The organism is Streptomyces sp. SX-6 (assembly GCF_059089585.1).
In genome coordinates this window covers 36,944-56,447 of the sequence record NZ_JBTHHU010000020.1, presented here as the reverse complement: position 1 = coordinate 56,447, position 19,504 = coordinate 36,944, and the positions used below count along the sequence as shown (strand labels likewise).

Sequence of the window (19,504 nt, the reverse complement as noted above, 5' to 3'; positions counted from 1 at the left end):
TGGGGGGTGGGACGGATCAGCGCGCGTGCGCCCTGACGCTCCGGTGAATGCCGCTCTCCACGATCCCGGTGACCATCTGCCGCGCGGACGTCACGAAGAAGTGCCCGCCCGGAACCATGGCGAGCCGGAAGGCCCCGGCGGTGTGCGAGCGCCAGGCGGCCGTCTCCGCCTCGTCGGCCGTGGGATCGTCCAGCCCGCCGAGCGCCGTGACGGGGCACGCGAGGGGCGGCAGTGAAGGAGAGGTGTAGGTGTCGCTGATGACGAAGTCGGCCCGGAGCGCGGGCAGCACCAGCCTCAGCAGATCGGGCTCCGCGAGCAACTCCCTGGACAGGCCGCCCAGTTCACACACCTGTTGGGTGAACTCGGCGTCCGGAAGGTGATGGACCGGCGGCACCCGGTCGGGCAGATGCGGGGCCCGGTGGCCCGCCACGAACAGATGCCCCGGCTCCGGCGCGCCCCACGTCCGCAGCTGCTGCGCCACGTGATAGGCGACGAGCGCACCGAGACTGTGCCCGAACAGACCGTACGCCCGCCCGGCCTCCGCGTGGGGCCGCACCACCGAGGACACCGCGGTCACCAGGGTGCCGAGATCGGGGCAGGAGGGCTCGTCGATCCGGTTCTCCCTGCCGGGCAGACCCAACGGCAGCACGTCGATCCACGCGGGGAGGGATTCCCGCCAGCCGCGATATGCGGAAGCACCGCCGCCGGCACAGGGAAGACAGAAGAGTAAAAACCTTGAATTGTCGCTCGGCTCGCCCAAGGGCAGCCACATGTTCGGCATGAATGATCCCCCGTAGCCCAGTCCGATGACTGGCTGAAACGTTCGATCCCTCTCTATCAGACTCCCAAGTCCGTGTACCCATGGAGCACATGATTGTCCGAATGTCGGTGTACGAGTCAGCGGGAAATGTCGACGTACCGACTGCGCCTGGAAGATCCGCCATTGTGCCCTGTTCGGTGGCCTCCGCCCCTCCTACGATGGCGCCATCCGGGGGGAGGGTGTTGCTGTGGCACGCAGAACCGCCGAGCGGGGGCGCCGGATCGAGAGCGCCGTCGGCTGGGTCATCAGAAACCTCGACGCGGTCGTCGCCATGGGCGCCGCGCTCATCATCGGCCTGCTGGAGATCTTCGACCACAACCTCGAGCCCAACGTGGGCTCCGGCGCCACCCTGTTGGTGCTCGGCGCGCTCGTCTACGGGACGCTCAACGAGCGCCGCCGTCGCCTCGCCGACATCCACGAGGCGACGGCCGGGACCCGGCGGGCCATCGAGGACCTCACCATGGTGCGCACGCTCTCCGGCGACGAGCTCGAACGCGCCCTGGACCAGGCCCGGTTGACCACCGACCGCTGGGTGTTCAAGGGCGGTACCGGCACCTACCTCAGAGCCGTGACCCTCCCGGTCTGCGTGCAGGAGGCGCGGCGCCGCCGCCGCTCCCTCATGATGAAGATCGAGATCGTGAACCCGGCCGACGAGCAGGTGTGCGCGGCCTACGCGCGCTTCCGTCAGACGTTCGCCAACCGGCTGGACGTCGTGCCGCCGCCCGAGCCGTGGAGCGCCGACCGCACCCGCAAGGAGTCGTACGCCACTGTCCTCGCCGTCTGCTGGTACCGCCAGCGCCTGGACACCCTCGAGGCCGACGTCCACCTGTCGTCCAGCGTGCCCACCCTGCGGTTCGACCTGTCCGACTCCTGCCTCATCATCACCCAGGACGACCCCCGCCGGCTCAACCTGCTCGTGGAGCAGAACCGGCCGCTCTACGACTACTACGTCACCGAACTCCACCAGAGCCGGGAACAGGCGGTCCTGGTCAGCCTCGCCCGCACCGAGCCGCTGAGCGACGAGCCGACCGTCGACGAGGTGCTCCGGCTCTTCGACGGCATCGGACTGCCGCTCCCGTCCGCCTTCACCGACCGGGACGTGGGCGAGATCATCGAAAAGGCGCTCCACGCGGAGAACCCGTACCGGAGGTGAACCCCCGCCGTGCCCTGCCCCGTTGACTACCAATGGCTCGAACAGGCCGCCGGCCGCGCCGACGGGGCCGGGCACCTGCTGTGCGGAGCCGCCTCCGCACTGGACGACATCGCCGCGGGGCGGCGCGAGTTGTGCGCCGTCCGCCATCCGCTGGGATTCCTGTGCTTCCCCGTGGCCCGCGACGGCGACCGCGGGGTCTGCGTCCACGCCTTCGACGCCCCCGGCACACCGCAGGAGCTCACCACCTCGCCCGTGCACGCCCACAGCTGGGATCTGATCAGCTGCGTGCTGTACGGCCGGGTGGCCAATCAGCCCGTAAAGGTGCGCGAACAGCGGGAACGGGCCACGCACCGGATCTTCGAGATACACAGCGACCCCTGCGGCGTGGACGAGATCCGGCCGACCCCGCGCCTGGTGACCTGCGTGCCCGAACCCGCGCTGACCAGCGGCACGGGCGAGATCTACGCCCACCCCGCGGGGGAGTTCCACACCACGCTCCTGCCCGGCGGCAACGCGGCGGCCACCCTGGCACTCGGCCGCTCGCGGCCCGGGTGCCGCGACCTCTCCCTCGGGCCCGTGGATGGCCAGGGCCACCGGGTGGTACGACACCGGTGGGACGCCGCGCAGACCGCACGGGCCGCCCGCACCGTCCTCAGGAGGATCGATGCTCCTCACCACCGATGACGCGTACGAAGTCCCCCTCCCGGCCGCACGGTTCGCGGCGGAACGGAACCTGGCGACCACCGCGGCACGCGAGGCCGGCGCGCTGCTGCGCACCCGGTTCGGGAGCGACTACGGCATCAGGGCCAAGGGCACCCGCGGCGACGTGGTCACCGAACTCGACACCCTGGCAGAGGACCTGATCGTGCGGCGCATCCGCGCACGCTTCCCGCACGACCGGATCCTCGCCGAGGAGTCCGGGGCGCGGGGTGCCGGTGCCACCCGCCGCACCTGGCTCGTGGACCCGCTCGACGGCAGCAACAACGTCGTCATCGGCCTGGCCGCCTATGTCGTCGGCATCGCGCTGTGCGTCGACGACGTGCCCGTCGTCGGCGTGGTGCACGAGCCCGTCGTGGACCGCACCTGGAGCGCCTCGAGCGGCTGCGGGGCGTACGGACCGCACGGGCGGCTGCGCGCCGCCGGCCGCCGGCCGTCGTCCGGCGGGCCGCTGCTGGCCTGGACCCAGGGGTACGCCGTCACCCGCGACGACCCCGCGGCACATGCCCTCAAGGACGCGCTCGAGGCACGGTCGCGCCGGCTCCTCCAGCTCTGGGCACCCCTGCTGACGTGGTGCATGCTCGCCCGCGGCGACATCGACGGCTTCGTCGGCTACCGCCCGGAGGCCGTCGACCTGCCGGCCGGGGCCCTGCTCGCCGCCGAGGCGGGCGTGGAGCTACGGGCCCTGGACGGCGGCCCGTTCCGCGGCGGGGTCACGGGCCCCGACACCGGCCGCAGCTTCGTCGCCGCACGGCCCGAGGACCTCCCCGCACTCCTCGAGCTGGTCGGCGATCACCGCGTCGCCGCGAGCACCGCCACGGCCGACGCCACCGCCCCCGTCGCCAGCACCGCACCGGTGCCCATGAAGCGCGTCAACGGCACCCCGACCCCCTGGGCCTGACACCGCTCGAACCACAGCAGCGTGGCCAGGGACGCCCACGGCGTGATCACCGGACCGGCATTCGTGCCGATGAGCAGCGCCAGCAACTGATCGTGGTTCCCCGCGGGAACGGCCGCTTCCCCCGCCAGATAGACCGGCAGGTTGTTCAGCACGTTGGACATCCCCCCGCCCACCGCCGCCGCACGCGCCATCCCGAGCAGCCCGTCCTGCCGTCCCACCGCCGCCGACAGCGCATGGTGCAGCCCGTTGACGTCGACCGTCTCCACCACCAGGAACAGACCGGGCACCAGCACCAGCAGCCGCCACGGCACCAGGGACAGCCGCAGCACCTCCCGCCGCCGCACCGCGAACGCCGCGACGGCCACCACGGCCGCGGCCAGCGACGCCGCCCACAGCGGCACGTCCGCGAGCAGTATGGCCAGCAGGAAACCCGCGCAGGCCAGAGCGCACACCCGGAACAGCACCGGATCGCCCGGCCGGTGCGCACCGGGCGGAACGTACGACTCCGCACCCCGCCGCCCGCGGCGCCAGTAGAACAGCCACAGGCACCCCATCGTCACGGCGACGGACGCCAGTTGGGGCGCCCACATCCGCGCTGCCATCCCCGTCGTGGACAAGGCCACACGATCCGCCGCCAGCAGGTTCGTCAGGTTCGACACGGGCAGCAGCAGACTCGCCGTATTGGCCAGCCACACGGTCGTCATCGCCAGCGGCACCGGCGCGATCCCCACCCGCGACGCCAGCGCCAGCATCACCGGCGTCAGCAGCACCGCCGTCGTGTCCAGATTGAGCGTCATCGTGGTCACCGAGGCGAACACCACGCACAGCACGAACAGCGCCCCGTAACTCCCGCGCCCCGCACGCGCCACGGCCGACGCCACCACGTCGAACACCTCGGCCCGGCTCGTCAGCTCGGCCAGCACGATCACCGTGCCGAGGAACGCCAGCAACGGCGCGATCCGCACCATCGCCTCCCGCGCCGGATCCGCGGGCAGCAGGCCCGTGACGAGGAACAGCAGCCCGCACGCCAGCACGCCGCCCGCGAGCCAGTCCAGCACATGCAGACGTTTCAGGGCATCCACCCGCAGAGCATCGCACACGTTGCGCACGATGCGATGACCCCGGACCTGACGATCCGTACCATGGTGTCCATGGTCGAGCGCCGGGAACTCCTCGCACACCAGCGGCCGTTGGACTTCTTCATCAGCTACTCGCCGGCGGACGAGCAGTGGGCGGCGTGGATCGCCTGGACCCTGGAGGAGGCCGGATACCGCACCGTCCTCCAGGCCTGGGACTTCGTGCCGGGGACGAACTTCGTCGACTTCATGGACCGCGGCGTCAGCGAATCCGCCGCCGTGATCGCCGTGCTCTCCCGCCGCTACGAACGCTCCCGCTACGGACGCATGGAGTGGCAGGCCGCCCTGCGCGCCGACCCCGACACCCCCGAACGCCGGCTGATCACCGTCCGCGTCGAGGACATCCCCGTCGAGGGCCTGCTCGCCACGATCACCTACGTCGACCTGGTCGGCGTCCAGGACGCCGGCCACGCCCGCGAGCTGCTGCTGACCCGCATCGGCCAGGCCCTCGCCGGCCGCGCCCGGCCCGACGGGCACCCGGGCTTCCCCGGCACCGCGGCCGGGACGCCCGCGCCTTTGCCCGGCGTCCCGCAGGCCCTCCCCACGCAGGCCTTCCCGGACGGCCGGCCCGGCAGCCCGGGCTGGGCCGGCCGCCGCCGCCCGGCCGCACCGCCCGGCTACCCGTCGGCCCCCGGGGGCACCCACGCCCGGGAGTCCGTCTGCGTCCTCCACCTCGCCGGCCCGGGCTTCGGCCGCGGCGCCGAACCCGCCGAACTCCAGGCCGCCGTCTGGAGCGACCTCGTCGAACTCACCGACGCCGGAGCGCCCCCGCCCGACCTGATGGTCGTCACCGGCGACCTCACCGCCTCCGGCAGCCCCCGCGAATGCGACCAGGCCCTGACCTTCCTGACCGGACTGCGCTCGAGGCTCGGCCTGACCGCCGACCGCCTGGCCGTCGTGCCCGGCGGCCAGGACGTCAACCAGGCCGCCAGCCGCGCCTACTTCAGCTCCTGCGAAGCCGACGAGATGCAGCCCCGGCCCCCGTACTGGCCCAAGTGGCGCCACTACGCGCGGCTGTTCCGCGAGCTCTACCAGGGCCTCGACGCCGTCTTCGACAGCGACCAGCCCTGGAGCCTGTTCCCCGTCCCCGCCCTGCGCACCGTCGTCGCCGGCCTCAACTCCACCATGGCGTTCAGCCACCGGCCCGAGGACCGGCACGCCCAGCTCGGCGCCGAACAGGCCGCCTGGTTCGCCCAGGCGCTGCGCCCGTACGAGCAGGAGGGCTGGCTGCGGCTGGGCGCCGTACGCCACCCGCCCGACGCGCACCGGCACCCCGGCACCGGCCGCACCACCGCGTCGCACACGTCGCTGCGCGACGGCGCCGTGCTCGCCCGGCTCACCGGCCCCCGCCTGCACCTGCTGCTGCACGGGCCCGCCGGCAACCCGCGATCCGCCTCCGCGGCCCCGGCGGCCCCCGCCGTACTGCCGCTCGCCTCCGGCGAGCTGCCGCTCCTCGGCGCCGCCGCCCCCGCCCGGCACCAGCTCCTGCAGATCACCCGCGACGGCCTCACCCGCTGGCCCGAACGCCCCGGAGGAGAACCCTGGCGCTACGACAGCGCCTGGCGCGACGTACGGCACGTCTTCGGGCCGCCCCTGCCCGCGTCCGCCCCCGACGCCGAACCCGAGGAGCCCGAGGCCGCCGCGGACCCGGAAGGCGCGGACACCCCCGAACCCGAGGCCGGCCGCACCGTCGGCAGCAGCCTGGACGCCCTCGTCGACCGCGTCGCCGAGGTCTGCCGCATCCGGCACCCGGACGTACGCCTGCGCCGCATCCCCGGCGACACCCCGGGCCTGCTCGTCACCTGGACCGAATCCGGATTCGTACGGCAGCAGCGGGTGGCCGTGTGCACCGGCACCCCGCAGGCCGAGGACATCGACCGCTTCATCGGCCACATCTACGCCTCCAGCACCGAGGCCGACGCCGAACTCGTCCACGACGGCCCGCCGCCCTCGCGCGAACTGCGCGAACACGCCCGCCGGGGCGGCGTCCTCGTGCGCAGCTTCACCGAGTTCCAGGGACTGCTGGACCTGCGCGGCTACGTCACGGCCCAGACCGAACGGCTGACCACCGACCTCCAGTACCCCCCGGGCCTCTACCTCCCGCAGCGCTACCGCGAGATCGAACGCCCCGGAGCCGTCGAGCGCGACGGACTCGTCGACGGCCTGCTGCGGCTCCTCGACGCCGACCACGGCCGCTTCGTGCTGCTGCTCGGCGAGTTCGGCCACGGCAAGACCTTCGCCCTGCGCGAGCTCGCCCGCCGCATCCCGGCCGAACTGCCCCGGCTCTCCCCGCTGCTGATCCAGCTGAGCACCCTCGACAAGGCCCACAGCCTCGACGGACTCGTCGCCGCACACCTGGCCACCCACGGCGTCGACAGCATCGACCTGCGCGCCTTCCGCTACCTGCTGCGCCAGGGCCGCTTCGTCCTGCTCTTCGACGGGTTCGACGAACTGGTCAACCAGGTCAGCTACGACCGGGCCGCCGACCACCTGCAGATGCTGCTCGACGCCGCGGTCGACAACGCCAAGATCATCGTCACCAGCCGCACCCAGCACTTCCGCTCCCAGGCCCAGGTGCTCACCGCACTCGGCGAGCGCGTCGGCCTGCTCCCGCAGCGCCGCCTGCTGGCCCTCCAGGAGTTCACCCCCCGGCAGATCCGCGCGTACCTCGTCAACCGCTACGGCGACGAGACCCGGGCCGACCGGCGCGTCCGGCTCCTCGAGGGCATCCCCGACCTGTTCGCCCTGTGCCGCAACCCCCGCCTGCTCAGCTTCGTCGCCGACCTCGACCACGACCGGCTGCGCTCCGTGGCGGGCGCCGGCCGCGCCCTGAGCCCCGCCGGACTGTACGAGGAAGTGTTCACCTCCTGGCTCCAGTTCGAGGAACAGCGCGGCCGCGGCGGCCCCGGCAGCACCCCCGGCCTCAGCATGCGCCAGCTCTGGCGGGCCGTGACGACCCTCGCCCTGCGCCTGTGGAAGAGCGGCGAGAGCGCCCTGCGCCTGGACGAACTCAACGACGTGGCCGAGACCCTGACCGAACTCGCCGACAGCAGGCTCTCCGTGCCGCAGGCCGCGCACGCCGTCGGCTCCGGAAGCCTGCTCGTGCGCACCGACGACGGGCTGTTCCAGTTCATCCACGGCTCCGTGGTGGAGTGGCTGGTCGCCCGCGAGGCCGCCGAGCGCCTCGGCCGGGGCGAGGAGGGCGGGACGAGCCTGCTCGCCCGCCGCCAACTGACCCAGCTGGCTGTCGAGTTCCTCTGCGACATCGCCGACCACCGGACCTGCCAGCAGTGGGCGGAGCGCACGCTGGACGGTGCCGCCGACGGCCGCCAGGGCGACGAGATCGCCCGGGCCAACGCCGTCAAGATACTCAACAGGCTCCGCGTGCCCGCCCACACCGACCTGCGCGGCGCCGTCCTCGCCGGCGAGGACCTCTCCCACCGCGACTTCTCCGGCGTCGACCTGACCCGCGCCGACCTCACCGACGCGAGCCTCACCGGGGCCGGGCTCTCCGGCGCGGTCCTGCGCGACGCCCGGCTCGCCGGCGCCCGCCTCGACGACGCCGACCTCACCGGCGCGGACCTGCGCGGCGCGGACCTGCGCAGAGCCCGCCTGGTGCGCACCACCCTGCACGACGTCCGCGTCGAGGGCAGCCGCTGGCACCAGGCCGCACTGATCAACGCGGCGGTGGACCCCGTCACCCTGGACACCCCGGAACTGCGCTTCGCCGCCGTCGCCCCCGGGCTGTCCGCGGAGGCCGGGTTCCGGCCCTCCGCCGTCGGCGTCCCCTACGGCTTCGACATGCGCACCAGCCGTCTCCCCGAGCCCGTCTCCTACAGCCCCGGCGGCGAACTCCTCGCCCTCGGCAGCGAGGACGGCGGCGTCCTCGTCTGCGACGCGGCGACGGGCACCGCCCTGCGCACCCTCCAGGGACACACCGGCCGCGTCTACGCCGTCAAGTTCCGCGGCACCGTGCTCGCCACCGGGGGAGCGGACGGCATCGTCCGGCTGTGGGACCCGGTCGCCGGCACCTGCCGCCACACCCTCCACGTCCACCCCGACGGCGTGTGGCCGGTCTCCCTCGACGCCTCGGGCGACCGCATGGCGACCGGCGACAGCGCCGGCACCGTCACCCTGTGGGACGTCCGCACCGGCACCGTCACCCACCGCCTCACCGGCCACCGCGCACCGGTCTACACCGCTGTCTTCAGCCCGGACGGCACCCTCCTGGTCACCGGCGACGCCGCCGCGTCCGTCCGCATCTGGGAGACCGCCACCGGCCGCCTCGTCGGCACGCTCCCCGGCCACCGTGGCGCCGTCTACCGCGCCCGCTTCAGCCCCGACGCCACCCTGATCGCCACCGGCGACAAGGGACACGACGACCGGGGCACCGTCCGCATCTGGAGCGTCGCGGACCAGCGGCTGCGCCACGAACTCACCGGCCACGCGGGCCGCGTGTACACCCTGGACTTCCACCCCGGCGGCCGGCTGCTCGCCAGCGGCGACACCGAGGGCGAGGTCCGGCTGTGGGACCCGGCCACCGGCACCCCCGCCGCACCCCCGGCCGCCAACCCCGCCGGCGCCGTCTACCAGGTGATCTTCGACCCCGGCGGCACCATGCTCGCCGCCGGCGGCAGCGACGGCACCGTACGCCTGTGGCGCGTCACCCAGCAGTCCGGCGGCTGGTCGGCCGTCCCGCTGGGCCGGCAGCCCGACGACCATCAGGGATCCGTCTGGGCCTGCCGGTTCCGCCCGGCCACCGGCGCCCCCGACCCCGGCCCGCTGCTGGTGTCCGTCGGCAACGAGGGCGTCGTACGCCTGTGGGACACCTCCACCGGACAGGGCCGCCGCATCCTGCGCGGCCACGGGCGCAAGGTCACCGGCCTCGCCTTCGACTCCACCGGAAGCCGGCTCGCCGCCTGCGGCAACGACGGCACCGTACGCCTGTGGGAACCCACGACCGGCCGCCGCGTACGCGAGCTCACCGGCCGCAACGAACGCCTGGTCTCGGCCGTGTTCAGCCCCGGCACACCCGTCCTCGCCACCTCCAGCAGCGACGGCGACGTCCACCTGTGGAACGCCCGCACCGGCGAGTACCAGCGGGAGATCGACGCCGAGACCGACCACGTGTGGGCCGAGGCCTTCAGCACCGACGGCGAACTCCTCGCCACCGCGAACGACGACGACACCGTCCGCCTGTGGTACCGCAGCACCGGCGCGCACGTCACGACCCTCGCCCAGCACCGGGGCCGGGTGCGCTCCATCGCGTTCACGGCGGACGGCTCCGGCCTGGCCACCGGCTGCGACGACCGCTACGTCCGTCTGTGGGACCTCGCCGTCAGCCGCCTGACCGCCCAGCTCGACGGCCACGCCGACCGCGTCTACGCGGTGGTCTTCGGCCCCGGCGACTCCTGGCTGGCGAGCGCCTCCTGGGACGGCCAGGCCATCGTCTGGCGCGACGGCAACCCCGTGCACCGGCTCACCGGGCACACCGGCCGCCTGTGGACGGCCGCCGCCCACCCGCTGCGCCCCCTGCTGGCCACCGCCGGCGACGACCGGACCGTCCGCCTGTGGAACCCCCTCACCGGCGACGAGGCCGGCTGCCTGACCGGGCACACCGGCCGGATCCTCGCCCTCGCCTTCAGCCCCGACGGCTCCCTGCTGGCCAGCGGCGGCGCGGACGGCACCGTACGCCTGTGGACCGTGCCCCCCGACGGCGCGCCCTCGGCCCGGGCCACCCTGATCGGCGTACCGGGCGGCTGGGCGGCGCTGACCCCTTCGGGCGGCTACAAGTACGAGGGCGACATCGCGGGCGAGTTCTGGCACGTGGTGGGCATGTGCCGCTTCGAGCCGGGCGAACTCGACGACCAGTTGCCCGGGCTACGGCGACTGGCGCCGGAATCCGCGATCCGACCCGCCGGGGGCTAAGCCGGGGGTTAGTCGCGCTCCGCGGAAAGGTGCTGCTCGACGCTGACGACGCCGTCCACGCTCCGGCACATCCGCACGAGCACGGGGATCACGCCCTCGCGCGTCACCGAACCGCTCAGCCGCACCTGCCCGTTGCTCACCTCGACACCGACGCTCGACGGCCGCTCGTGCAGCGTGCGGACGAGGATGTCCTCGACGATCTCCTGGCGCACGGCGTTGTCGGTGCGCAAGAACACCCGAAGGAGGTCGCTGCGGCTGATGAGCCCCACCAGGCGCTCCTCGTCGTCCACCACCGGGAGCCGCTTGATGCGGTGCTCCTCCATGGCGCGGGCGGCCTCGACGACGCCCCAGTGCGGTCGCGCGCACACCGCCGGGCTGGTCATCAGGCCCTCGGCGGTCGTCGCGTCGTGCTTCGCCCGCGCCGCGCCGCTCCCGGCCTCCGGCGCGGATCCGGCGAGATCGCCCTGCCGCGACGCCTTCGCCAGCAGGTCGGCCTCGGAGACGACACCCAGCGGCCGGTCCTCGGAGTCCACCACCGGCACGGCGGTGATGTCGTTCTCCTGCAGGACGCGAACGATCTCCGTGAACAGCGTCCCGAGCTGCACGCGGACGACCGAGTGGGTCATCAGGTCACCCACGGTCCTGTGCTGCAACATTTCCCAGTCCCCTCACACACACCGGATGGCCGCCGCGGCCGTCCGGACCGCCTTCAGCCTCGCACATCACGGCAGGCCCCGGTGCCGCGTCCCTCCCGGCCGTACCCGGTCAGATCCGCAGGCCGCCACCGCCCGGATCGGGCATCCGGCGCCGGGCGACCCGCGCGATGTCCTCCCCGGAGACCGTGCCGACCAGCCGGCCCTCCTCCAGGACGAGGATCACCGGCGACACCGCCGGGGCCGCGCGGTCCAGCACCGCGACGAGATCGTCCTCCGGCGCCGCCACCGTGCACCGCTCCATGGGCATGGCCACGTCGCGCACCCGTACCTCCTCCCGCTGCGACGGCGGCACCGCGAGCAGCCTGCGCAGCTCGAGAACCCCGCTGGGGCGGCCGTCGAAGCCCACCAGCGGGACCGCCGGGCGCCGCGTCCTCGGCACGACCTCCGCCAGGAAACGGTCCACGGTGTGCCAGTCGGCCTCGGGGACGGCGGGCGACGTCATGGCGTCGGCGACCCGCACCCCCTCCAGCGCCGCGACGAGCGCCGCCTGCCGGATCTCGGCCGTGGCCGACACGCTGACGAACAGGCCGATGAGCATCAGCCACAGCTCGCCGCCCGCACCACGGGTGAGCATGATCCAGCCCGCGGCCATCATCACGAACCCGGCGGCCTGCCCGCCGCGTCCCGCCACGCGCTGCGCACGCGACCGGTCGCCGCAGCGCCACCACACGGCCGACTGCAGGATCCGCCCGCCGTCCAGGGGCGCGGCCGGCAGCAGATTGAACAGGCCCAGCAGCAGATTGGCCCCGCCCGCCCAGACCAGCACGGCCGCCGGTACCGGCCAGCGCAGGACGTGCGCGACCCCGAAGCCCGCCGCGAGCACGAGACCGCCCACCACCAGGCTCGTCAGCGGCCCCACCACCGCCACCACGAACTGGGTGCGCGCCGTGGCGGCCCGGCCCAGCCGGGTGACCCCGCCCAGCCCCCAGACCGTGATGTCCAGGACCTGGATCCCGGCCCGGCGCGCGGCGACCGCGTGCGCCGCCTCGTGCAGCAGCAGGCTCGCCGTCAGCAGCACCGCCCCGACCAGCCCCGCCGCGTCGTAGACCCCCGCCGACCGCCCCGGCACCCACACGGGCAGCGTGCCCCCGGCGAGCCCGACGCCGAGGAACAGGATCAGGACGGGCGCGCTCCAGTGAACCCGCAGCGGTATGCCGAGGATCCTCCCCAGTGACACGGAACCGCCCATTGCCGCCTCGCCCATGGTTCGGCCCCGGCCGCAGCCTCACTCTGCGCGGCACGCACGGCCGGAGCGGACCTCACACCTTCATCATCCGCCCGCACCGCCGGTCCGCACAGGGGCAGCCGGGAGTGTGCGCGGGGGCGTATCCGTGCCGGGGAGCGCCGCGCGATCAGGCCGTCGCGTGATCAGGCGCCGAGCGTTTCCCGCGCACGACCTCGAGGTAGTCGGCGATCGCGTCCCTGTTGTGGGTCAAGCACAGGATGCGCTCGGTCATCCGGTCGCGCTCGTGCTCCAGCGCGGCGAGCATCTCCGGCGTCGCGTCGGAGAAGTGGATGACCCGGGGCTTGTCGAGGCACGGAAGGATCTGCCGGATGATCCTGGTCGGCAGACCGGCGTCGAGCAGCCCCCTGATCTGCAGGACCCGGTCCACCAGACGCTCGTCGTACTCGCGATAGCCGTTCGGTGCCCTGTCGGCGACGATCAGCCCCTGCTCCTCGTAGTAGCGCAGCAGCCTGCGGGGCGTGCCGGTACGCTCGGACAGCTCTCCTATGCGCATGTGTACGAGCATACGGAGACGCCGAGTTGATGCCGGGTCAGGGGGCTGCCCGCGCGGTATACCCGTACCCGAGGTGAGACAGCCAATGATCCGTACACGCGTCATCGTCTCCGGCACGGTCCAGGGCGTGTTCTATCGCGACACCTGCCGCCAGGAGGCCCTTGGGCTCGACGTCGCCGGCTGGGTGAGGAACCGGGCCGACGGCACCGTGGAGGCGGTCTTCGAGGGACCCGCCGACGCCGTGGAGCGCATGACCCGGTGGGCCGGCCACGGTCCGCCCCGTGCGGACGTCCGGGACGTCGCGGTCACGCCGCAGGAACCGGAGGGGCTGACGGGCTTCGAGGTACGTCCCACCGCGTGAGCGCGGCCAGCGGCGGTCAGCGCAGGAAGGCCACCGAGCCCCGGCCGCGGATGCTGTGCAGCCCGCCCTGCAGGCACCTGCTCACATCACTGGTGGGGGTGGCGCTGCCGGCCACGCGCGCACCGGACAGGAGGCCCCGGGTCACATGGCCCGCCAGCAGGATGTCCCCCGGGTTGTAGCTGTCGAGCCGGGCGCCGTCCGGCCGCAGGGTCGAGGTGCCCACCGTCCGCCCGTCCGCGTCGCGCCAGGTGAGTGTTCCCTCGCCCCGGAAGTCCCGGGCGCTGGTGCAACTGGCCTCGCCGCTCCCGTCGAAGGCGAACGACCCGGACCGCAGACGCGTCAGCCTCCGGTCCCGCGCGACGCAGTCGCTCAGCGACAGCGTGCCGTGCACCGTGATCCGGCGCGGCTCCCGGCCGAGCGGGGGAGTGAACGTCACCGGGTGGTCGCGCGGGGTGTGGACCTCACAGCTCAGCACGGCACGACGGCTGTGCTCCGGGGGCCCGTCGGGCCCGGGTGCGGCGACGGCGCTGTCGGCGGGCGGGGCGACCAGAACGAGCTGGGCCGCGGCCGCGACGGCAACGGCGAGCAGGGAGGTACGGGGCATGGCGTTTCTCCTGTGCAGTGGCGGAAACGGCTTCCTGATACGACGGGTCCCGCCCCGCGGCACAGAATGACACGCAGGGTCGCAAAGGACGGTAAACCAGCACACACGGCGAGCCGTCAGGTCCGGAAAGGAATCCCCGTGACGCACACCGACCCCGTGCCGTTCATGACCCGGCGCGGCATTCCCGTCCCGATGGCCGACGGCACGCACCTGCCCGCCGACTACTACCGCCCGCCCGCCGGGGGCACGGGACCGACCGTGCTCGTCCGTTCCCCCGACGGACGCCTGCCCACGGGGCTGGTCCACGGCCGGTACTTCTCCCGCCACGGCTTCCACGTCCTGGTCCAGGAGACCCGGCACGCGTCCCGGGGCACCCTCCAGGACCCCGCGAGCGAACGGGAGGACGGCCTGTCCACGGTGGCCTGGCTCCGCCGACAGCCCTGGTACGACGGCACGTTCGTCCTGTACGGCACCGGCACCGCGGGCCATGCGCAGTGGCCGCTGGCCCACGGCGTGCCCGACTGCCGGGCGATGTCCGTCCGGACCGCCGCGTCGTCACTGGCCGACGCCGCCTACCCCGGAGGGGCGTTCGCCCTCGAGGCAGGCCTCACCTGGTGCGCCGGCCGCGACCGTACACGGCTGCCCACCCTGCCGCAGCGCGTACGGCGCGCCCTCGCCTCGGGGCGTCCCCTCCACGAACTCGACACCACGACCGGCGGCGCGACCCTGCCCCTGTACCAGGAACTGCTCGCCGGTGCCGGCCCCGGCAGCCCCCTGCGCACCCGGCTCGACGCCCGCCGCTACGTCGGACGCACCACCCTTCCGGTGCACCTCGTGGCCGGCTGGCACGACGTCCTCCTCCCGGGCCAGCTCCGCGACCACCAGGACCTGTGCGCCGCGGGACACCGGCCGTACCTGACCATCGGCCCCTGGCACCACTGCGACCGGCGCCTGCTGGCGGTGGCGCTGCGCGAGGCCGCCACCTTCTTCCGGTCCCACCTGACGGGGGCTCCGGCCCTGCGCAGCCTGCCCGTGCGGTACTTCGTCACCGGGGCCGGGGTATGGCGCGAACGCCCCGACTGGCCACCACCCGAGGCGGTGACCGGACCCTGGTACCTGCGGTCCGGCGGGGGACTGGGCCCCGTACCGCCCGCGGCCGGGGAACCGCGCCGCTACCGCTACGACCCGGCCGACCCCACACCCGTTCCCGGGCCCGAGGACTGCGGGCCGTTCGAGGCCCGCGCCGACGTCCTCACCTACACCGGCGCACCGCTCACCGCCCCGATGGACGTGGCCGGTCCGGTCACCGCGGAGATCCACCTGCGGTCCTCGCGGCCGCACACCGACTGCGGCGTGCGGCTGTGCGACGTGCACCCCGACGGTGCCTCGGTCGCCGTGTGCGAAGGATTCCGCCGCGTCACCCCCGCCAACCGCGGCCCCGCCGACGCCGACGGCGTGCACAGGATCGAGGTCGAACTCCGGCCGGTGGCACACCACTTCCGCGCCGGACACCGGCTGCGCGTGCACATCTGCAGTGGCGGTCACCCGCGTATCGCACGGCACACCGGAAGCGCGGAACTGCTCGACCACAGCGGCGTCCTGCTCCCCGCGGAGCAGGAAATCTTCCATGACGCGCACAGGGCCTCCGTCCTCCGCCTTCCGGTTCTGCCGTCCCCGATCGCATAGCGGTGAAGGTCTGGCCATCCGAAGGCAATTCAGCGGTCGTGGTGGCCGGTTGCGCCGGCGCTCGCCGCCTCCGCGCGCTGCCGCAGCAGCTTTTTGTCCGGCTTCCCGACATCGGTCAGCGGCAGCGACTCGGCGAACGTGATGCAGGACGGCTCGTGCACCGGGCCCCGCCGCTCCCGCACCATGGCGCGCAGGGCGTCCGCGTCGGGCCGGCGGTCCGGCACGGGCACGACCACGGCGTGCACACGCTCCACCCGGTCCTCGCCCGTGACGCCGAAGACGGCGCTCTGCCGCACGTGCGGATGGGAGTTGAGCACGTCCTCCAGGTCGGAGGTGTAGACATGGCCGCGGCCGGTGTTGATCAGGTCCTTCAGCCGGTCGACGACGGTCAGATACCCCTCGTCGTCCAGGAACCCGACATCACCGGTGTGCAGCCAGCCGTCCTTGAGCACCGAGGCGGTCAGCTCGGGCTGCTTCCAGTAGCCCTGCATGAGGGACGCGGAACGCACGCAGATCTCGCCGTGCTCACCGGCGGGCAGATCCCGGCCCGACGCGTCACGGATCGCCACCTCGTACCCCGGGGCGGCCCTGCCGACGGACCGCAGCCGGTCGGGACGCCGCGGATCGTGGTCCGCGGCGTCGAGGACGGTGACGATGCCGGCCTCGTGCTGCCCGTAGAGCTGGACCAGCACCGGCCCGAACACCCGTATGGCATCGGCGAGTCGGGCGGGGGAGGCCTGGCAGCCCCCGTAGCTCAGGCGGCGCAGAGTGGAGATGTCGGTGCGCTCCGCCAGCGGATGGTCCGTCAGCTCGTAGAGCAGCGGCGGCATCAGGAACAGATCGGTGACGCGCTCCCGTTCGATCGCGCCGAGCACGGCGGCCGGATCGAACTCCTCCAGCAGCACCACGCTGCCGCCGGCCCGCAGCACCTTGTCGGTCATCAGCCCGGCCGCGTGGGCGAGCGTGGTGCACACCAGCAGCCGCGGCGGGTCCTGCGGGGTGCCGGGCAGGTCGGGCCCGAACGGGCGCGCCTGCCCGTAGGTGACGCAGATCCCCTTGGAGGCGCCCGTGGTGCCGCCGGAGTGGCGGATGGTACGGACGTCCTCCGGCCGCGCCAGGGAGGGGAACGGGCCGGCCGGGTGGCCGGAGGCCTCCGCCAGCAGGTCCGGGCCCGTCTCCCCGGGGCCGAGCACCAGGACGGTCTCCACCGGGACCTGCGCGGTGATCTCCGCGGCCCGGCCGGCGTGTTGGGGGTCGACGACCAGCACCCGGGTCTCGACGCCGCGGACCATGGCGGCCTGCGCGTCGGCGGACAGCTTGGGATAGAGCTGGTCGACCCGCGCGCCGACCAGCCCCGCGGCGTGGCGCACGGCGACCGCCTCCGGCGCGTTGCCGGTCAGCAGGGTGACGGTGTGGTCGCGGTTGATGCCCCGGGCATGCAGCGCCCGGGCCAACCGGTGGGTGAGATCGCGCAGTTCGCCCGCGGTGACGGAGCGCCCCTGGTGCAGCAGGGCCTCCTGCCCGGGGCGCGCCCCCAGGGCGTCGAGGATCTCTTCCGTTTCGGTCCGGAAGGTCAGGAAGGGCTGTACGGCGGTCGGCATGGACGGTCCCCTTCAGTGGCGCGCGAGGGCGTGGGCGTCCTCGGCCTGCGGCTCCCCGGCCAGCAGGGAGTGGGCCAGCACGCTGTAGAGCGTGTCGTTGGGGCCGTCGGCGATGCGCAGCCCGCGGATGTCCCGCAGCCGCTTCTCCATCGGCGTGCGCTTGGTGTAGCCCTCGCTGCCGTGCAGTTGCAGGGCGAGGTCGACGGCGCGGTAGGCGGTGTCGGTGGCCAGTGCCTTGGCGGCCGAGCAGGCGGCGGCGTCGACGTCGCCCCGGTCGATGCGCTCGAGGAGCGCGAAGCACCAGGCGGTGGCCGCCTCGACCTCGGCGGCGGCCGTTCCCGTCCGGGCGGCGACCGAGGGGATGGAGGCCAGCGGCACACGGCCCACGTTCCGGGCGCGGGTACGGGCCGCGGCCTCCTGGATCGAGGCCGACGCGGCGCCGAGGCAGACCAGGGCCATCATCAGCCGCCACGCGGAGAAGTGCGTGTCGAAGATCAGGCGGCCGTCGCCCGGCGTGCCGAGGAGGTGCCCCTTGTCCACCCGGGCTTCGACGAAGTGCAGGTAACCGAAGCTCCAGCCGCGCATGCCCAGCGGGTCGGTGGTCTCGGTCAGGACGCCCTTGGTGCCCATCGGCACCCAGACCGCGGACAGCGGTATACGGCGCAGGTCGGCCGTACCGGCCTCCTCGCGGTCGACGATCTTGGCGAAGACGACGAACCCGCAGGCCTCCTCGACCCGGCTGATCAGCCCCTTCGAGCCCGACAGGACGTAGTGGTCACCGTGGTCGGCCAGGACGCTCCTGAAGCCGCGCAGGTCCGATCCGGAGTGGGGTTCGCTGGACGCCACGCCCGCCAACTTCCCTTCGCGGACCACCTGTTCACGGACATGGTCGGCGAGGGCGGGCGTCCCGTAGTGCATGGCCATGGCGCCGTGCCCCGAGCTGAAGACCTCGCGGGCGTCGCAATCCCGTTGCCCCGCGAGGAACATGGCCACACCCTGGGCCACCCGGCCGTACCCGTTCCGGGAGGCGAGGTCGATGCCGGTGAGCCCGGCGTCCGCGGCGTGCCGGCGCAGGGCGAGCCAGTCGGGCCGTGCGTCCTCCTCACAGACCGGTGCGGGCAGGTGGGTGTCCAGGAAGCCCGTGAGCCGGGAGCGGAGATCTTCGAGTTCGGGGTGGCGGTTCAGGACCGGGGTGATGCCGTTGGCGGACACGGTAAGGAGTCCCTTTCCATCAAGTCGGCGTGCAGGGAAGCGGGTTGGACTTCAGAAGGCAGGAGGGGGCTGGGTGCGTACCGCATCGTTGAGCTTGGCCTTGTCATGGCGTTCGCCCTTCTTCAGATGCTTGATCACCAGAAGGCACGGCAGCCCGAAGGTGCCGCCGTCGAACTCGCGCGGACGGCTCGCGGGCACCGCGACCGTCCACGGCGGGACGACGCCACGGCTGAGCTCCTCCCCGGTGGCGGCGTCGATGACCGGAATGGTGTCGGTCAGCAGGGCACCGGCGCCCAGGAGCGCGCCCTCGCCGACCCGGGCGCCGCTGTAGACCATCGAGCGGGCGCCGATGAAGGCGTCGTCCTCGATCACCACGGGCTTGGCCATCGGCGGCTCGATCATGCCGCCCAGACCGCACCCGCCCGACAGATGGACGTTCCTGCCGACCTGGGCGCACGAGCCGATGCCGACCCACGAGTCGACCAGGGTGCCCTCGCCGACGTACGAGCCGATGCCGATGTGGCTCGGCATGACGACCGACCCCGGTGCCTGGTAGCTGCCCCGCCGGATCACCGCGCCCGGCGACACCTGGACGCCGTTGCCGCCGGTCCCGGACTTCAGCGGGATCTTGTCGGCGCTCTCGAACGGGCCGAACCGCATTTCCTTCGGCGTGGCCTGCCGGTACAGCAGGAGGATCGCGGACTTCAGCCACTCGTGGACCACGACATCGCCGTCCGTGATCTCGGCGACGCGTGCACGGCCCGAATCCAGGAGGCCGATCGCCGCGTCGACGGCGGCGACGGCCTCGGGGGAATGCAGGGGAATCTCGTCCCGCCGCTTCCAGAGTTCTTCGATCTCGCTTTGCAGCATCGCCGTGTCGGCGCCGTGGTTGCGCATTGCACCCAACGCTTTCCCAAATTGAAAATTGAA

Annotated in this window: 15 protein-coding genes; 6 read left to right on the top strand and 9 right to left on the bottom strand. The window is 73.4% G+C overall.

The annotated features are described in order from the left end of the window. Positions 1-16 precede the first annotated feature (16 nt). Positions 17-772: a thioesterase II family protein gene (locus ACV530_RS23130; protein WP_494334575.1), complete on the bottom strand. Its 756-nt coding sequence runs from the start codon at positions 770-772 to the stop codon at positions 17-19. A gap of 235 nt (positions 773-1,007) precedes the next feature. On the opposite strand from ACV530_RS23130, the gene ACV530_RS23125 reads away from it, so the two are divergent. Genes ACV530_RS23125 through ACV530_RS23115 form a run of 3 tightly spaced genes read left to right on the top strand, consistent with a single transcriptional unit; the run spans position 1,008 to position 3,591 of the window. After that, positions 1,008-1,973 (top strand): hypothetical protein, encoded by a 966-nt coding sequence (locus tag ACV530_RS23125; RefSeq protein ID WP_494334521.1) that lies wholly within the window; start codon positions 1,008-1,010, stop codon positions 1,971-1,973. Between the two features lie 9 nt (positions 1,974-1,982). Beyond that, positions 1,983-2,657: a hypothetical protein gene (locus tag ACV530_RS23120; protein WP_494334520.1), complete on the top strand. Its 675-nt coding sequence runs from the start codon at positions 1,983-1,985 to the stop codon at positions 2,655-2,657. Beyond that, positions 2,638-3,591: an inositol monophosphatase family protein gene (locus tag ACV530_RS23115; protein WP_494334519.1), complete on the top strand. Its 954-nt coding sequence runs from the start codon at positions 2,638-2,640 to the stop codon at positions 3,589-3,591. Before ACV530_RS23120 ends, ACV530_RS23115 begins: the two co-directional genes overlap by 20 nt. Here the strand turns inward: ACV530_RS23115 and ACV530_RS23110 are convergent. Further along, positions 3,483-4,673 (bottom strand): ArsB/NhaD family transporter, encoded by a 1,191-nt coding sequence (locus ACV530_RS23110; protein WP_494334518.1) that lies wholly within the window; start codon positions 4,671-4,673, stop codon positions 3,483-3,485. The two genes, ACV530_RS23115 and ACV530_RS23110, sit on opposite strands and share 109 nt — an antisense overlap. On the opposite strand from ACV530_RS23110, the gene ACV530_RS23105 reads away from it, so the two are divergent. Then, positions 4,650-10,655, top strand: a complete 6,006-nt coding sequence (locus tag ACV530_RS23105; protein WP_494334517.1) for a WD40 domain-containing protein — start codon at positions 4,650-4,652, stop codon at positions 10,653-10,655. The two genes, ACV530_RS23110 and ACV530_RS23105, sit on opposite strands and share 24 nt — an antisense overlap. 8 nt (positions 10,656-10,663) lie before the next feature. Here ACV530_RS23105 and ACV530_RS23100 read toward each other — a convergent pair whose 3' ends face one another. From ACV530_RS23100 to ACV530_RS23090, 3 genes are all read right to left on the bottom strand, one after another. Next, the gene (locus tag ACV530_RS23100) at positions 10,664-11,308 is read right to left on the bottom strand and encodes a CBS domain-containing protein (protein WP_494334574.1); all 645 of its coding nucleotides are present in this window, start codon (positions 11,306-11,308) and stop codon (positions 10,664-10,666) included. Positions 11,309-11,420: 112 nt separating this feature from the next. After that, a complete protein-coding gene (locus ACV530_RS23095) occupies positions 11,421-12,575 on the bottom strand; it encodes a site-2 protease family protein (protein ID WP_494334516.1) in 1,155 nt (384 codons plus the stop codon). Between the two features lie 148 nt (positions 12,576-12,723). After that, positions 12,724-13,110 carry a MerR family transcriptional regulator gene (locus ACV530_RS23090; RefSeq protein WP_494334515.1) on the bottom strand — a complete coding sequence of 129 codons (387 nt, stop codon included), beginning with the start codon at positions 13,108-13,110 and terminating at the stop codon, positions 12,724-12,726. Positions 13,111-13,195: 85 nt separating this feature from the next. Here ACV530_RS23090 and ACV530_RS23085 point away from each other — a divergent pair, with 85 nt between their 5' ends. Then, positions 13,196-13,471, top strand: a complete 276-nt coding sequence (locus tag ACV530_RS23085) for an acylphosphatase (protein ID WP_494334514.1) — start codon at positions 13,196-13,198, stop codon at positions 13,469-13,471. Between the two features lie 16 nt (positions 13,472-13,487). On the opposite strand, the gene ACV530_RS23080 is transcribed toward ACV530_RS23085, so the two are convergent. After that, positions 13,488-14,075: a hypothetical protein gene (locus tag ACV530_RS23080; RefSeq protein ID WP_494334513.1), complete on the bottom strand. Its 588-nt coding sequence runs from the start codon at positions 14,073-14,075 to the stop codon at positions 13,488-13,490. A 138-nt stretch (positions 14,076-14,213) separates the two neighbouring features. Between ACV530_RS23080 and ACV530_RS23075 the strand changes: the two genes are divergently transcribed. Further along, positions 14,214-15,761, top strand: a complete 1,548-nt coding sequence (locus tag ACV530_RS23075) for a CocE/NonD family hydrolase (protein ID WP_494334512.1) — start codon at positions 14,214-14,216, stop codon at positions 15,759-15,761. 29 nt (positions 15,762-15,790) lie between these two features. Here the strand turns inward: ACV530_RS23075 and ACV530_RS23070 are convergent, their stop codons facing one another. Genes ACV530_RS23070 through ACV530_RS23060 form a run of 3 tightly spaced genes read right to left on the bottom strand, consistent with a single transcriptional unit; the run spans position 15,791 to position 19,471 of the window. Next, a complete protein-coding gene (locus ACV530_RS23070; RefSeq protein ID WP_494334511.1) occupies positions 15,791-17,362 on the bottom strand; it encodes an AMP-binding protein in 1,572 nt (523 codons plus the stop codon). Between the two features lie 12 nt (positions 17,363-17,374). Then, a complete protein-coding gene (locus tag ACV530_RS23065; protein WP_494334510.1) occupies positions 17,375-18,574 on the bottom strand; it encodes an acyl-CoA dehydrogenase family protein in 1,200 nt (399 codons plus the stop codon). Between the two features lie 51 nt (positions 18,575-18,625). Further along, positions 18,626-19,471 carry a 2,3,4,5-tetrahydropyridine-2,6-dicarboxylate N-succinyltransferase gene (locus ACV530_RS23060; RefSeq protein ID WP_494334509.1) on the bottom strand — a complete coding sequence of 282 codons (846 nt, stop codon included), beginning with the start codon at positions 19,469-19,471 and terminating at the stop codon, positions 18,626-18,628. Positions 19,472-19,504: the final 33 nt, after the last annotated feature.

Bases quoted from the DNA above. Each gene is read 5' to 3' on its own strand.
- ACV530_RS23130 (WP_494334575.1), bottom strand. From the start codon at position 772: ATGTGGCTGCCCTTGGGCGAGCCGAGCGACAATTCAAGGTTTTTACTC.
- ACV530_RS23115 (WP_494334519.1), top strand. From the start codon at position 2,638: ATGCTCCTCACCACCGATGACGCGTACGAAGTCCCCCTCCCGGCCGCA.
- ACV530_RS23105 (WP_494334517.1), top strand. From the start codon at position 4,650: ATGCAGACGTTTCAGGGCATCCACCCGCAGAGCATCGCACACGTTGCG.
- ACV530_RS23095 (WP_494334516.1), bottom strand. From the start codon at position 12,575: ATGGGCGAGGCGGCAATGGGCGGTTCCGTGTCACTGGGGAGGATCCTC.
- ACV530_RS23090 (WP_494334515.1), bottom strand. From the start codon at position 13,110: ATGCGCATAGGAGAGCTGTCCGAGCGTACCGGCACGCCCCGCAGGCTG.
- ACV530_RS23085 (WP_494334514.1), top strand. From the start codon at position 13,196: ATGATCCGTACACGCGTCATCGTCTCCGGCACGGTCCAGGGCGTGTTC.
- ACV530_RS23080 (WP_494334513.1), bottom strand. From the start codon at position 14,075: ATGCCCCGTACCTCCCTGCTCGCCGTTGCCGTCGCGGCCGCGGCCCAG.
- ACV530_RS23070 (WP_494334511.1), bottom strand. From the start codon at position 17,362: ATGCCGACCGCCGTACAGCCCTTCCTGACCTTCCGGACCGAAACGGAA.
- ACV530_RS23060 (WP_494334509.1), bottom strand. From the start codon at position 19,471: ATGCGCAACCACGGCGCCGACACGGCGATGCTGCAAAGCGAGATCGAA.